Source organism: Ancylobacter sp. 3268, assembly GCF_031456575.1.
Classification (GTDB): Bacteria; Pseudomonadota; Alphaproteobacteria; order Rhizobiales; family Xanthobacteraceae; genus Ancylobacter.
The window spans coordinates 73,647-87,372 of record NZ_JAVDUX010000011.1 but is presented as its reverse complement, the minus strand read 5'-3'; the positions used below and the strand labels follow the sequence as shown (position 1 = coordinate 87,372).

Annotated in this window: 14 protein-coding genes; 13 read left to right on the top strand and 1 reads right to left on the bottom strand. The window is 68.4% G+C overall.

Translation table 11 applies throughout. The annotated features are described in order from the left end of the window. Positions 1 to 5: 5 nt before the first annotated feature. Genes J2X65_RS16380 through J2X65_RS16355 form a run of 6 tightly spaced genes read left to right on the top strand, consistent with a single transcriptional unit; the run spans position 6 to position 6,775 of the window. Complete coding sequence (locus tag J2X65_RS16380; protein WP_310202921.1) at positions 6 to 470, top strand: chemotaxis protein CheW; 465 nt, start codon at positions 6 to 8, stop codon at positions 468 to 470. Next, positions 467 to 1,762, top strand: a complete 1,296-nt coding sequence (locus J2X65_RS16375; protein WP_310202919.1) for a protein-glutamate O-methyltransferase CheR — start codon at positions 467 to 469, stop codon at positions 1,760 to 1,762. The genes J2X65_RS16380 and J2X65_RS16375 overlap by 4 nt, the downstream gene beginning before the upstream one ends. Then, the gene (locus J2X65_RS16370; RefSeq protein ID WP_310202917.1) at positions 1,759 to 2,433 is read left to right on the top strand and encodes a chemotaxis protein CheW; all 675 of its coding nucleotides are present in this window, start codon (positions 1,759 to 1,761) and stop codon (positions 2,431 to 2,433) included. Before J2X65_RS16375 ends, J2X65_RS16370 begins: the two co-directional genes overlap by 4 nt. Further along, complete coding sequence (locus J2X65_RS16365; protein WP_310202915.1) at positions 2,430 to 4,697, top strand: hybrid sensor histidine kinase/response regulator; 2,268 nt, start codon at positions 2,430 to 2,432, stop codon at positions 4,695 to 4,697. The genes J2X65_RS16370 and J2X65_RS16365 overlap by 4 nt, the downstream gene beginning before the upstream one ends. Positions 4,698 to 4,730: 33 nt before the next feature. After that, on the top strand, positions 4,731 to 5,747 hold the full coding sequence (locus J2X65_RS16360; protein WP_310202913.1) for a chemotaxis response regulator protein-glutamate methylesterase: 1,017 nt from the start codon (positions 4,731 to 4,733) through the stop codon (positions 5,745 to 5,747). Positions 5,748 to 5,761: 14 nt separating this feature from the next. Further along, positions 5,762 to 6,775, top strand: a complete 1,014-nt coding sequence (locus J2X65_RS16355) for a diguanylate cyclase (protein WP_310202911.1) — start codon at positions 5,762 to 5,764, stop codon at positions 6,773 to 6,775. Positions 6,776 to 6,871: 96 nt separating this feature from the next. Here the strand turns inward: J2X65_RS16355 and J2X65_RS16350 are convergent, their stop codons facing one another. Next, positions 6,872 to 7,330: a YbaK/EbsC family protein gene (locus tag J2X65_RS16350; RefSeq protein WP_310202909.1), complete on the bottom strand. Its 459-nt coding sequence runs from the start codon at positions 7,328 to 7,330 to the stop codon at positions 6,872 to 6,874. 197 nt (positions 7,331 to 7,527) lie between these two features. On the opposite strand from J2X65_RS16350, the gene J2X65_RS16345 reads away from it, so the two are divergent. From J2X65_RS16345 to J2X65_RS16315, 7 genes are all read left to right on the top strand, one after another. After that, the gene (locus J2X65_RS16345; protein ID WP_310202906.1) at positions 7,528 to 8,862 is read left to right on the top strand and encodes an ABC transporter substrate-binding protein; all 1,335 of its coding nucleotides are present in this window, start codon (positions 7,528 to 7,530) and stop codon (positions 8,860 to 8,862) included. A 195-nt stretch (positions 8,863 to 9,057) separates the two neighbouring features. Next, complete coding sequence (locus J2X65_RS16340; RefSeq protein ID WP_310202904.1) at positions 9,058 to 9,366, top strand: antibiotic biosynthesis monooxygenase family protein; 309 nt, start codon at positions 9,058 to 9,060, stop codon at positions 9,364 to 9,366. Next, positions 9,363 to 10,331 carry a sugar ABC transporter permease gene (locus tag J2X65_RS16335; protein ID WP_310202903.1) on the top strand — a complete coding sequence of 323 codons (969 nt, stop codon included), beginning with the start codon at positions 9,363 to 9,365 and terminating at the stop codon, positions 10,329 to 10,331. The genes J2X65_RS16340 and J2X65_RS16335 overlap by 4 nt, the downstream gene beginning before the upstream one ends. Further along, positions 10,328 to 11,305 (top strand): carbohydrate ABC transporter permease, encoded by a 978-nt coding sequence (locus tag J2X65_RS16330; protein ID WP_310202901.1) that lies wholly within the window; start codon positions 10,328 to 10,330, stop codon positions 11,303 to 11,305. Before J2X65_RS16335 ends, J2X65_RS16330 begins: the two co-directional genes overlap by 4 nt. Next, the gene (locus J2X65_RS16325; RefSeq protein ID WP_310202899.1) at positions 11,302 to 11,505 is read left to right on the top strand and encodes a hypothetical protein; all 204 of its coding nucleotides are present in this window, start codon (positions 11,302 to 11,304) and stop codon (positions 11,503 to 11,505) included. The genes J2X65_RS16330 and J2X65_RS16325 overlap by 4 nt, the downstream gene beginning before the upstream one ends. A 4-nt stretch (positions 11,506 to 11,509) precedes the next feature. After that, the gene (locus tag J2X65_RS16320) at positions 11,510 to 12,652 is read left to right on the top strand and encodes an ABC transporter ATP-binding protein (protein WP_310202897.1); all 1,143 of its coding nucleotides are present in this window, start codon (positions 11,510 to 11,512) and stop codon (positions 12,650 to 12,652) included. Beyond that, entirely contained in the window at positions 12,645 to 13,676 is a 1,032-nt protein-coding gene (locus J2X65_RS16315) for an ABC transporter ATP-binding protein (RefSeq protein WP_310202895.1), read from the top strand. Before J2X65_RS16320 ends, J2X65_RS16315 begins: the two co-directional genes overlap by 8 nt. Positions 13,677 to 13,726: the final 50 nt, after the last annotated feature.

Sequence of the window (13,726 nt, the reverse complement as noted above, 5' to 3'; positions counted from 1 at the left end):
GCACGATGCTGTTCCTGATGTTCCGCATCGGCAGGGATCGCTACGTTCTCGACGTCGAGCAGATCGAGCAGGTGCTGCCGTTGATGCAGGCCAAGGCGCTGCCCGGTGCTCCGCCCGGTGTGGCGGGGGTGATCAATTATCGCGGCGAGCCGGTGCCGCTGATCGATCTCGTCGCGCTGGCCACCGGCCGGCCGGCGGCGTCGGTGATGAGCACCCGCATCATCCTGGTGCGCTACCCGGCGCCGGGGGAGGGCGCGCATCGGCTCGGCCTGTGTGCCGAACGGGTGATCGACACCATCCAGCGCGATCCCGGCGACTTCGCCGCCACCGGCGTCGAGGCCGGCACGCCGGCCTGGCTGGGCCCGGTCGCTGCCGATGCCGACGGCTTCGTCCAGTGGGTGCGCGCGCCGGCGCTGTTGACCGATGACATCCGCGCCGTCCTGTTCCGCCCCGCCGGAGCGGAGGCATGATCCTCGACGAAGTCGAGCAATTGCTGCACGAGCGCATCGGCCTCGACGCCGGCACGGTCGGCGTCTCCGGGCTCAACTATGCTTTGAAGCAGCGCATGGCCGCCTGCGCCATCACCGATCCGTCGCTCTACTGGCGGCGGCTGACCGCGACGCCGCAGGAGCAGCAGGAGCTGATCAACGCGGTCATCGTGCCGGAGACCTGGTTCTTTCGCGATCCCAAGGCCTTCGTCGCCATGACGCGGCAGGCGCTGGCGATGCGTGCCACGGGCAAGGTGGCGGAGGGGCGGGCGCTCCGGCTGATCAGCCTGCCGTGCTCGACCGGCGAGGAGCCCTATTCCATGGCGATGGCGCTGTTCGATGCCGGCCTCGGCGCATCGGATTTCGCCATCGACGCCATCGACATCTCCACCCGCAATCTCGCCGCCGCCGCGCAGGCGGTCTATGGCCGCAATTCGTTTCGCGGCACCGACCTCGAATTCCGCGCCCGGCATTTCAATGCCGTGGAGGGCGGCTACCGGCCGCATGCGGAAATCCGCCGCCAGGTGCGGTTCCGGCACGGCAATCTGCTCGATGCCCTGGGAATCGATGCCGAGCCCTACGACGTCGTGTTCTGCCGCAACCTGCTGATCTATTTCGACCGCGATACCCAGGAGCGGGCGCTCGACCGGCTGTCTCGGATGCTGGCGCCGCATGGCGTGCTGCTGGTCGGTTCCGGCGAGGCCGGCCTGCCGTTGCAATGCGGTTTTTCCTCGCTGCGCATCCCGATGGCGTTCGCCTTCGCCAAGCGGGACGCCGCCGAGCGGCAACCCAAGCCGGCTGCGTCTCCCCCCGCGCCGGCCGGGCGGAAGCCGCCGGCACGGCCGGCGCCGGCGGCATCGCTGCGCACCCGCATGCCGCCGCCGCGGGCCGCGGTGGCGCCGGCTCCCCCGCAATCCCCGTCGCCCGCCGTGGCACCCGCGCCGTCGCGCGACGCGGCAGGCGAGAGCCTCGGCATCGTCGAGCGTGCCGCGAATGAGGGACGGCTTGGCGAGGCGCGCCAGGCGGCGCGCCGACACATCGAGGCCTTCGGCCCGTCGGCGGCCGCCTTGTACCTGCTCGGCCTCGCCTGCGATGCCGACGGCGCGGCGGACGAGGCGGTCGAGGCCTATCGCAAGGTGCTCTATCTGGCGCCGGACCATCGCGAAGCGCTGGCGCATCTGGCGCTGCTGCTGCGCCAGCGTGGCGATCTCGCCGGGGCGAAGGCGTTCAGCGACCGTCTCGGCCGGCTGGAGAAGAGGAGTGACCGGCAATGAGCGGCGGTGCCGACGACCGGCCGTCCGGCCGACCCGCCCGTGCGGCGGCGGCGCTCAAGGAAACGCCGCGTCGTGATGCCTCGCGGCACGAGGCGGCCAGCCGTCTGCTCGACCGTCCCCTGCCGCCGGGATATCGGGAGGAATGGGCGCGCTATTTCGCGGCGGTCGCCGAAGCCGATCGGGAGGAGAACTCCGCCAGCGAGGGCGCCGAGTCCCGCCGCATCCTGGTGTTCCGGCTTGCCGATGAGTGGCTGGCGCTCCCCGCCGGGCTGGTGGAGGAAGTCACCGAGCCCCGCCCGCGCCACACGCTGCCGCACCGGCGCGACGCGCTGGTGCTCGGCGTGGTCAATATGCGCGGTGAATTGCTGGTCGAGGTGTCGCTCGCCTCGCTGATCGGCATCGGCGAGGCGCAGGGCGGCCCGCGCGAAAGCGGCATCGCCGCCTTTGCCCGCCTGGTGGTGATCGGCCGCGAGGGCCGACGCGTGGCCTTCCGTGTCGACGAGGTGCACGGCCTGGTGCAATATGCGGCGCGCGACCTCGTCGAGCTGCCGGCGACGATCGGCAAGTCGGCATCCAGCTTCGCGACCTCGATGGTCGGCTGGCAGGGGCGCCTGCTCGGCCGTCTCGACGGCGCCTTGGTGCTCGACGCCATCGAGCGGGGCATCGCATGAGCACCCCGGATTATGGCAGCTTCTCCATGCTCGACCTGTTCCGGGCCGAGCTCGACATGCAGTCGCAGGCGCTCACCAACAGCCTGCTGGCGCTGGAGCGCGACCCGGTTGCCGCCGCCGAGTTGGAGGCGGCGATGCGGGCGGCGCATTCGCTCAAGGGCGCGGCACGCATCGTCGAGCTGATGCCGGCGGTGCAGGTCGCCCACGCCATGGAGGAATGCCTCGTCGCCGCGCAGAACGGGCGTTTGCGGCTGCGGCAGGGGCATATCGACGCCTTGCTCAAGGGGGTCGACCTGCTGGCGCTGGTCGCCACGGACGAGGCCGCCGGCGCCGCCGCCGGGCCGCGGATCGCCGCTTTCCTGCACACGCTGGAAGCCGCGTCGACGACCGGGGAAGGCGAGGCCGTCGACGGGCCCGCCCCGACGGAGCCGGAGCCCGCCCTCGCTGCCCTCGTCGCCGACGCCGCGCCGGCCGCGGCCGTGCTCGCACCGACGCCCGACGCTCCGCCGGCGGGTGCCGATCGCATGATCCGCATCACGTCCCAGAGCATGACGCGGCTGCTCGGCCTTGCCGGGGAATCGCTGATCGAGGCCCGGCGCCTGCGGCCGTTCGCCGACAGCCTGCAGCGCCTGAGGCGCCAGCAGGTCGAACTCGCCCGCGCGCTCGACAGCGTGCGCGCCGCGTTGCCGCCGGACGCGGAGGAGGGGCCAGCCGCCCAGGCGCTCGCGCTCGCCCGCGCCACGCTCGGCGAGAGCCGGGACTATCTCGCCGCCCGGCTGGCCGAGCTCGATTCCATCGATCGGCGCGGCACCGATCTCGCCAATCGCCTCTATGCCGAGACGCTGGAGAGCCGCATGCGCCCGTTCGAGGACGGCGTGCGCAGCTATTCCCGCACCGTGCGCGACCTCAGCCGGGCGCTCGGCAAGCAGGCGCGGCTGGCGATTCTCGGCGGCGCCACCGGCATCGATCGCGACATTCTCGACCAGCTCGACGCGCCGCTCGGCCATCTGCTGCGCAACGCCATCGACCATGGGCTGGAGACGCCGGAGGAACGCCGCGCCGCCGGCAAGCAGGCCGAGGGCCTCATCCGCCTCGAGGCCCGGCATACGGCGGGCCTGCTGCAGATCATCATCGCCGATGACGGGCGCGGCATCGATCTCGATGGCCTGCGCCGCGCGGTGGTGGAGCGCCACCTGATCGCCGCGGAGGCCGCCGCCCGGCTCAGCGAGGCGGAGCTGCTGGAATTCCTGTTTCTGCCCGGCTTCTCGATGAAGCCGACGGTGAGCGACGTTTCCGGTCGCGGCGTCGGCCTCGATGCGGTGCAGACCACGGTGAAGGAGGTTCGCGGCCGCGTCAGCGTCGCCACGCGCGCCGGCGAGGGCACGCGCTTCCTGCTGGAATTGCCGCTCACCCTCTCGGTGATCCGCACCCTGCTGATCGAGGTCGATGGCGAGCCCTATGCGCTGCCGCTGGCGGGCATCACCCGCACGCTCAAGCTGGCGCGGGAGGCCATCGAGACGCTGGAGGGCCGCCCGCATTTCCGCTTCGGTGCCCGGCCGGTCGGGCTGATCACCGCCCATGAGCTGCTGGAGCGCGGCGCGGCGGCGTCGGATGCGGCCGAGCTCGCCGTGGTGGTCATCGGCGAGGGCGAGGGCGCCTATGGGCTGATCGTCGACCGCTTCCTCGGCGAGCGCGAGCTGGTGGTACGGCTGCTCGATCCGCGGCTGGGCAAGATCAAGGACATCAGCGCGGCGGCGCTGATGGAGGACGGCTCGCCGGTGCTGATCGTCGACATGGACGATCTACTGCAATCGGCCGACAAGCTCGCCATGGCCGGGGCGTTCCGCAGCTTGCGGCAGAGCCTGGCCAGCACGGTGCAGAGCCGGCGCAAGCGGGTGCTGGTGGTCGACGATTCGCTCACCGTGCGCGAGCTGGAGCGCAAGCTGCTCGACCAGCACGGCTATGCCGTCGAGATCGCCGTCGACGGCATGGATGGCTGGAACGCGGTGCGCTCGGGCGCGTTCGACCTCGTGGTCACCGATGTCGACATGCCGCGCATGGACGGCATCGAGCTGGTCACGCTGATCAAGCACGATCCGCGGCTCAACCGGCTGCCGGTGATGATCGTCTCCTACAAGGACCGCGAGGAGGACCGCCGCCGTGGTCTCGATGCCGGCGCGGATTATTATCTCACCAAGGGCAGTTTCCACGACGAAACCCTGATCCACGCGGTCGAGGATCTGATCGGCGCGGCGGTCGAGTGAGGCGGAGCGGCGCAACAGGATATGGGACGCCAAATGAGGATCGGCATCGTCAACGACCTGCCACTGGCGGCGGAGGTGCTAAGGCGGGCGGTGGTCTCGGCGCCGGAACATGAGGTGGCCTGGATCGCGACCAACGGGCGCGCGGCGGTCGAGGCCTGCCGGCGCGACCTGCCCGATCTGGTGCTGATGGACCTGGTCATGCCGGAAATGGACGGCGTGGAGGCGACGCGGCAGATCATGAGGCAGACGCCCTGCGCCATCCTGCTGGTCATCGCCAGTGTCGACGGCAACATTCCCGGCGTCTACGAGGCGATGGGCTATGGCGCTCTGGATGCGGTCGACATTCCCTCGGTGAGCCGCGCCGACGACATGTCGATCCAGGCGAACGTGCTGCTGGCAAAGATCGCCACCATCGGCAAGCTGGTCGGCGACGGCCGCGCGTCGCGCCCGGCCTCGTCCCCGCCGACGCCGTCCGGCCTGACGCCGCCGCTGGTGGCGATCGGTGCCTCGGCCGGCGGCCCGGCGGCGGTGGCGAGCCTGCTCGGCGGCCTGCCGGCCGATTTTCCCGCGGCGCTGGTGCTGGTCCAGCATGTGGACGAGAAGTTCGTTCCCGGGCTCGCCGCCTGGCTCGGCCAGCACACCGCGCTGAAGGTGCGCCCGGCGCTGGAGGGCGACCGGCCGGAGGTCGGCACGTTGCTGATCGCCGCTTCGGCCGACCATCTCATCCTCACCGCCTCCGGCGCGCTCGCCTACACGCCGGAGCCGCGCGCCTATCCCTACCGGCCTTCGGTCGACGTGTTCTTCAAGAGCGTTGCGCGGCTGTGGCGGGGGGAGGCGGTCGGGGTGCTGCTGACCGGCATGGGGCGGGACGGGGCGATCGGTCTCAAGATGCTTCGCGACGCTCGTCACCATACGATTGCACAGGACAAGCAGAGCAGCGCGGTTTACGGAATGCCGAAGGCCGCCGCCGCGCTCGGCGCGGCCGCTGAAATTCTTCCCCTCGACCTGATCCCCGGACGGCTGACAGCGGCCTTCGGGCGATCGCAATGACGGGCAATAGTGCTATGAGCAACACGGGTACCTTCCCGGCCAGCGTGCCACCCCTGGCGGAAACCTATCTCTCGCTGGTGCTGCTGGTCGACGACCAGGTGCTGATCTGCGAGGCGGTTCGCCGGTCGCTGCTGGGCGAGGGGGATATCGACCTGCACTACTGCACCAATGCCCATGATGCGATCCGGGTGGCCGGCGAGCTGAAGCCGACGGTCATCCTGCAGGATCTGGTCATGCCGGGCATCGACGGCCTGGCCCTGGTGCGTCAGTATCGGGAAAATCCGGCGACCCAGTCGGTGCCGGTCATCGTGTTGTCCGCCAAGGACGAGGCGGCGACCAAGAGCGCTGCGTTCCAGGCCGGCGCCAACGACTATCTCGTCAAGCTGCCGGACCGCATCGAACTCATCGCCCGCATCCGCTACCATACCCGCGCCTATCTCGATCATCTCCAGCGCGACTCCGCCTATGCGGCGCTGCGCGAAAGCCAGCGTCTGCTGATGCAGGCCAATCTGGAGCTGGAGCGCCTCACCCGCATCGACGGGCTGACCAATCTCGGCAACCGGCGCTATTTCGACGAGTACATGCTGGCCGAATGGCGGCGCGCGCTGCGCGGCGACCTGCCGCTGTCGCTGCTGATGATCGATGTCGACAAGTTCAAGGACTACAACGACACCTATGGCCATCTGGCGGGGGACGAGGTGCTGCGGCGGGTGGGCAACGCCATTCGCCTGAGTGCCGGCCGGGCCGGGGATCTTGCGGCGCGCTTCGGCGGCGAGGAGTTCATCGTCGTGCTGCTGAACACCGGGATCGACGGGGCGCAGGCGGCCGCCGAGCGGCTGTTGCAGACCGTGCGCGACCTCGACATCCCGCATGGCGACGGGCGGGTCACGGTGAGCGTCGGCGTCGCCTCGATGCGGCCGGAGGGCGATTCGCCGGAGGTGATCATCACCGCCGCCGACATGGCGCTGTTCCGCGCCAAGGCAGCCGGCAAGGACCGCTACGAGCTGAGCGGCCCGACGGATCGCTAGGCGCGGCCGGCGGCGGCGATGCCTCCTCCGCGGTCTTGCCTCCTCCGCGGTCTTGCCTTCGCCCGCGGTCTTGCCCCGAGGCCCTTGCCTTGAGGCTTACTTGCAGACGTCGACCCACACCGCGCCGGTGAGCGTGGCCATGCGGTCGGGCGCGATCCGCAGCGCCGCATGCGGCGAGCCGGCGGCCGGCACCACCTCGTCGAAAGCTTTCAGCGACAGGTCGCAATAGACCGGCAGCGGCGTCGCGAGGCCGAACGGACAGACGCCGCCGATCGGGTGGCCGGTCAGCGCCATCGCCGCCTCGGCACCGAGCAGGCTCACCTTGCCGCCGAAGGCCGCCTTGGCCTTGGCGTTGTCGAGCCGCGCCGCGCCGCCGGCCACCAGCAGGAAGGCCCGCTCGCCCACGCGCAGCGACAGCGTCTTGGCGATCTGCGCCGGCGCCACCCCATGCCCGGCGGCGGCCTCGGCGACCGTCGCGGTGCGCGCCGCCAGCTCGATGACGGCGATGTCCGGTGCCGTCGCCGCCAGGAAGTCCCGCACCGATTGCACGCTCATGTCCGTTGTCGCTCCCGATCTGCCGACGGCCCGCAAGCATGCCCGATTCGCCGGTTGCGACGCAGCATCGAATTACCCTTGCGTTGTTGAGCAAATTGAACATAACTAAACACAAAGCTAAACGCGGCCGGACGCCACCGGCACGTGAACGCCAACCGAGGGGGCACAAGACCCGCCTCGTTCTCTGGGAGGAGAGCATGCTGAAGACGTGGAGGCCCCTTCTCGGGGCGGCGGTGGTCTGCGGGTCGCTCGGTGGAGCGCTCGCCGTGCCGCAGGCGGCGCAGGCCGAGCAGCTGACCCTGTGCTGGGCGGCATGGGATCCGGCCAATGCCTTGGTCGAGCTGTCCAAGGACTTCACCGCCAAGACCAAGATCGACATGAAGTTCGAGTTCGTCCCGTGGACGAGCTATGCCGACCGCTTCCTCAACGAGCTCAACTCGCACGGCAAGCTGTGCGACCTGATCATCGGCGACAGCCAGTGGGTCGGCGGCTCGGCGGAGAACGGCCATTACGTGAAGCTGAACGACTTCTTCGCCAAGGAAGGCATCAAGATGGATGACTTCGTGCCGGCGACGGTGGTCGGCTATTCCGAATGGCCGAAGAACACGCCGAACTACTGGGCGCTGCCGGCGATGGGCGACGTGGTGGGCTGGACCTACCGCAAGGATTGGTTCGAGAAGCCGGAGCTGCAGAAGGAGTTCAAGGCCAAGTATGGCTGGGACCTCGCGGCGCCCAAGACCTATGACCAGCTCAAGCAGATCGCCGAGTTCTTCCAGAAGCGGCAGATCGACGGCAAGACCGTCTATGGCGCTTCGATCTATACCGAGCGCGGCTCGGAAGGCATCACCATGGGCGTCACCAACGTCCTGTATGATTGGGGCTTCATGTATGAGAACCCCAAGAAGCCCTACGAGATGCAGGGCTACGTCAATTCGCCGGACGCGGTGAAGGGGCTCGAATTCTACAAGTCGCTCTATGATTGCTGCACCCCGCCGGGCGCTTCCAACGTCTACATGGTGGAATCGGCCGACGCCTTCAAATCCGGCCAGGTGGCGATGCAGATGAACTTCGCCTTCACCTGGCCCGGCCTGTACAAGGACGAGAAGGTCGGCGGCAAGCGCATCGGCTTCTTCCCCAATCCGGCGGAGAAGTACCATTTCGCCCAGCTCGGCGGGCAGGGCATCTCGGTGGTGTCCTATTCCGACAAGAAGGACGCGGCGCTCCAGTACATCAAATGGTTCGCCCAGCCCGACGTGCAGGCCAAATGGTGGCAGCTCGGCGGCTTCTCCTGCCTGAAGGCGGTGGTCGACGCGCCGGACTTCAAGGCCAGTCAGCCCTATGCGCCGGCCTTCCTGGAATCGATGGCCATCGTCAAGGATTTCTGGGCCGAGCCGAGCTATGCCGAACTGCTCCAGGCGATGCAGAAGCGGGTGCATGACTATGTCATCGCCGGCAAGGGCACGGCGCAGCAGGCGCTGGACGGCCTGGTGAAGGACTGGACCGAGATCTTCAAGGACGACGGCAAGATCTGACGCCTGCGGGCCTTTCTTTCCCTCTCCCCGCCGGGGAGAGGGGCTCGTGAAGCGGGTTGGTCAAGAGAGACGCAGCCGTGGCGCTTCACGACCCCCCGCCTCAACCCTTTTCGCCAGAGGTTGGGGGGCCGGGATGATCGCAGCCGGTTTCTCCGAGACTGCAACCAGCCGAATCTCGGCCTCAGGGAGATACGCTTGATCACGCTGATCAATGTATTCACCGTCGATCCCGACCATCAGCAGCGCTTGATCGAGATATTGACGGCGGCGACCGAAATGTCGGTCAGCCAGGCGGATGGCTTCGTTGCCGCCACGCTGCACCGGAGCACGGACGGCACCAAGGTGACGATGTACGCACAGTGGCGGAGCATGGCCGACTATCAGGCCATGCGGGAAGATCCCTCGCCGCGGCGATACTTCGAGGAAGCCCTGTCCATAGCCACGTTCGACCTCGGTATTTACGAGGTCGTCCGAACGTTTACTCCGCATCGGGTGCAACCGTGACCGCTTCGCACGAAACCTTCACCGACAAGGCCGCCGCGGCGGCGGTGCGCTCGACACCGGAGCCGCTCGCCGCACGGGTGCGCGGCCTGTCGGACCGCGCCATCGCCTGGTTGTTCATCGCGCCGACCATCGTCTTGCTGCTGGCGATCAACATCTTCCCGCTGTTCTGGGCGATCTACCTGTCCTTCACCAATTTCCGCGCCAACCGGCCGAACGCCGTGGTGCAGAATGTCGGGCTGGGCAACTATTCGCGCATCCTCAACGATCCCGACATCTGGGCATCGATGCAGACCACGGCGCATTTCGTGTTCTGGACCATCGTGCTGCAGACGCTGATTGGCTTCGCGCTCGCCTATCTCATCGACCGCAAGTTCCGCGGCCACGCCTTCTGGACCACGCTGATCCTCATCCCGATGATGCTGTCGCCGGCGGTGGTGGGCAATTTCTGGCGGTTCCTCTACGAGCCGCAGATCGGGCTGTTCGCCTATGCCGTTTCCTTCGTGTCGGGCATCCCGACCTCGGACATCCAGATGCTCGGCAACGTCCATCTGGCACCCTGGGCGATCATCATCGTCGATACCTGGATGTGGACGCCCTATGTGATGCTGATCTGCCTCGCCGGGCTGCGCTCCATTCCCGACTACATCTATGAGGCGGCCGAGGTCGACCGCGCCTCGCCCTGGCGGCAGTTCTGGTCGATCACCGTGCCGATGGCGCTGCCCTTCATCATGCTGGCGGTGCTGTTCCGCGGCATCGAGAACTTCAAGATGTTCGACATGGTCAACCTGCTCACCGGCGGCGGACCGGGCTCGACGACGGAGGTCGCCTCGATCGCGCTCAAGCGCGACGCCTTCGAGGCCTGGGCGACCGGGCGGTCCTCCGCCTTCGCCATCGTGCTGTTCGTCGCGGTGTTCGGCCTCGCCAACATCTATGTGAAGGCGCTCAACAAGGTGAAGCAAAGATGAGCTCCGCCAAATCCGCCGCGGCGGCAACCGCCAGTTCCGCCCATTCCGTCGTCGAGCCGAGCCCGGCCTCCAAGCGTGTCGCCGGCGCCATCGTCATCCTCTACGCGCTGGTCACCCTGGTGCCGCTGGTGTGGATATTCCTCACCTCGATCAAGTCGCCGCCGGATTCGATCTCCTACCCGCCGAAGATCCTGTTCACGCCGTCGCTGGAAGGCTACTGCAACCTCTTCACCACCCGCACGCGGCAGACGCCGGACTACATCGCCGCCCTGCCGCCGCCGTCGGGCGTGTGCGATGCGGTGACCCGCGAGCGCAACATGGTGATCGCCGGCCCGTCCAACTTCCTGCCGCGCTTCGCCAATTCGCTGATCATCGCCTTCGGCTCGACCTTCCTCGCGGTCTCGCTGGGCACGCTGGCGGCCTATGGCTTCTCGCGCTTCAAGGTGCCGCTGGCCGACGACCTGCTGTTCTTCATCCTGTCGACGCGGATGATGCCGCCGATCGCCGTCGCCATCCCGATCTACCTGATGTACCGGCAGCTCGGCCTGTCCGACACCGCCATCGGCATGATGCTGCTCTACACCGCGGTGAACGTCTCGCTCGCCGTCTGGCTGCTCAAGGGTTTCATCGACGAGATCCCGCGCGAATATGAGGAAGCCGCGATGATCGACGGCTATACGCGCCTCCAGGCCTTCTTCAAGGTGGTGCTGCCGCAGGCGACCACCGGCATCGCCGCCACCGCCATCTTCTGCCTGATCTTCGCCTGGAACGAATATGCCTTCGCCTCGCTGCTTACCTCGGGCAGCGCCCAGACCGCGCCGCCCTTCATCCCCACCATCATCGGCGAGGGCGGGCAGGACTGGCCGGCGGTGGCGGCGGGCACCACCATCTTCCTGGTGCCGATCCTCGTCTTCACCATCCTGCTCCGCAAGCAGCTCTTGCGCGGCATCACCTTCGGGGCGGTGCGCAAATGACCGACCACATCCTTCCCCCCAAGAAACACCGCCCCTTCTTCCTGCGGCGCGGGCCGATGGAGGCGCTGGCGGTGGCCATCATCGCGCTCGGCTTCCTCATGCTGTTCCAGCCCTTCGCTCTGGTGCTCTACACCTATTCCTTCATCACGCTTCTTGCCGGCACGGTGATGTTCACCATCGTGTCGAAGTTCCCGGAGTAGGCCGATGGCCGAGATCAGGGTCGACCATCTCCGCAAGGCCTTCGGCGAGTTCGTCGCCGTGCAGGATTCCTCCTTCACCGTCGAGGATGGCGAGTTCCTCGCCTTGCTCGGCCCGTCCGGCTGCGGCAAGACCACGACGCTGCGCATGATCGCCGGGCTGGAACTGCCCACCGGCGGCGCCATCCATCTTGGCGGCGAGGACGTCACCTACAGGCGCGCCAGCGAGCGCGACATCGCCTTCGTGTTCCAGCTCTTCGCGCTCTACCCGCACATGAATGTGCGCAAGAACATCGGCTTCCCGCTGCTGTCGCAGGGCGTGCCGAAGGGCGAGATCAAGCGGCGCGTCGAGGAGACGGCCAAGCTCCTGCAGATCGACCACATCCTCGACAAGTCGGTCTCCGGCCTCGCCGGCGGCGACCGCCAGCGGGTGGCGCTGGGCCGCGCCATCGTCCGCCGTCCCAAATGCTTCCTGATGGACGAGCCGCTCGGCACGCTCGACGCCGAATTCCGCGACGTGATGGTTCGCGAGCTGCGCGAGCTGCACAACCGCATCCACGCCACCACCGTCTACGTCACCCACGACCAGATCGAGGCGATGGCGATGGCGGACAAGATCGCGGTGATGAACCACGGCGTCATCGAGCAGTTCGCCACGCCCCGCGAGATCTACAACCGCCCGGCCTCGATGTATGTCGCCGACTTCATCGGCTCGCCGCCGATGAACTTCCTGCGCTTCACCGCCGGCCTGCCCAAGGGCGCCCGCATCGCCCGCATCGACGGCGCGGACGTGCAGATGCCCGAGCTGCGCGCCGACGTCGCCGAGGGCGAGCTTGCCCTCGGCGTGCGTCCCGAGCACATCCGATTCTCGGATAGCTCGCCGCTGCGCGGGGCGATCTATGGCGCTGAATATCTCGGCACCAACCAGATCGTCACGGTGGAGACGGCGGGCGGCCTCGTCCGAGCCCGGCTGCCGGCCGAGCGCTCCTACCGCGTCGGCGACCGGGTCGGGCTCAGCTTCGTGGCCGACCGGCTGTCGCTGTTCGAGTGCCGCAGCGGCCGGGCCGTCCCCTCCGTGCTGCACGAGGGCACGCTCGCCCGCGATACCCGCCACCGCGAAATGCGAGATCTGGAGGTCGGCCATGGCTGATGTCGCGCTAAAAGGCGTCACCCGCAGCTTCGGCGACAGGCGCGCGGTCGACGGCCTCGACCTTCACATCGCCGACGGTGAATTCGTCGTGCTGCTCGGCCCGACCGGCGCCGGCAAGACCACCACGCTGCGCCTCATCGCCGGGCTGGAGAAGCCGGATGCCGGCACGGTGGAGATCGGCGGCCGGCCGATGAACGGCGAATCCGCCGCCGGGCGCGACGTCGCCTTCGTGTTCCAGCAATATTCGCTCTACCCGCATCTCACCGTCTACGAGAACCTCGCTTTCCCGCTGCGCTCGCCGGCGCGGCGCATGGACAAGGCGAGCATCGACGCCCGCGTGCGGCAGGTGGCGAAGATGGTGCGCATCGACCACAAGCTGGAGAACCGCTCGACAAGGCTGTCCGGCGGCGAGATGCAGCGCGTCGCCATCGGCCGGGCGCTGGTGCGCCGGCCGTCCATCTATCTGATGGACGAGCCGCTTTCCTCGCTCGATGCCAAGCTGCGCGGCGAATTGCGGCTGGAGCTGAAGCGCATCCAGAAGGAGCTCGGCGCCACGCTGCTCTACGTCACCCACGACCAGATCGAGGCGATGACCATGGCCGATCGCATCGGCATCCTCGCCGAGGGCCGGCTGGTGCAGATCGGCACGCCGCGGGAGATCTACACCAATCCCGCCAACCTCCATGTCGCCGCCCGGCTCGGCCAGCCGCACATCAACCTGATGCCGGCGGACCTGCTGCCCGGCGGCGCCGTGCCCGCCGGCACGCGCACCATAGGCGCGCGCACTGAGCATCTCGAGATCAGCCGTGCCCGCCAGGGCAGCGCCGGCCTCGGTCCCGACGGCAATGCCGAGGTCGACTGGATCGAGCATCTCGGCGACCAGAACCACCTGCACATCAAGGTCGGCGGCCACAAGCTGGTGACGCTCGCCGATCCCGACCTGCCGGTCGAGGCCGGCGACCGGATCAGCGTGCGATTGAAGCAGCCGCTCTATTTCGGTGGCGACGGGCAGCGGCTCGCGTGACATGAAGGGGGCGGCGTCGCGCGGCGCCGCGCCGGAGTCGGCTAAGGATC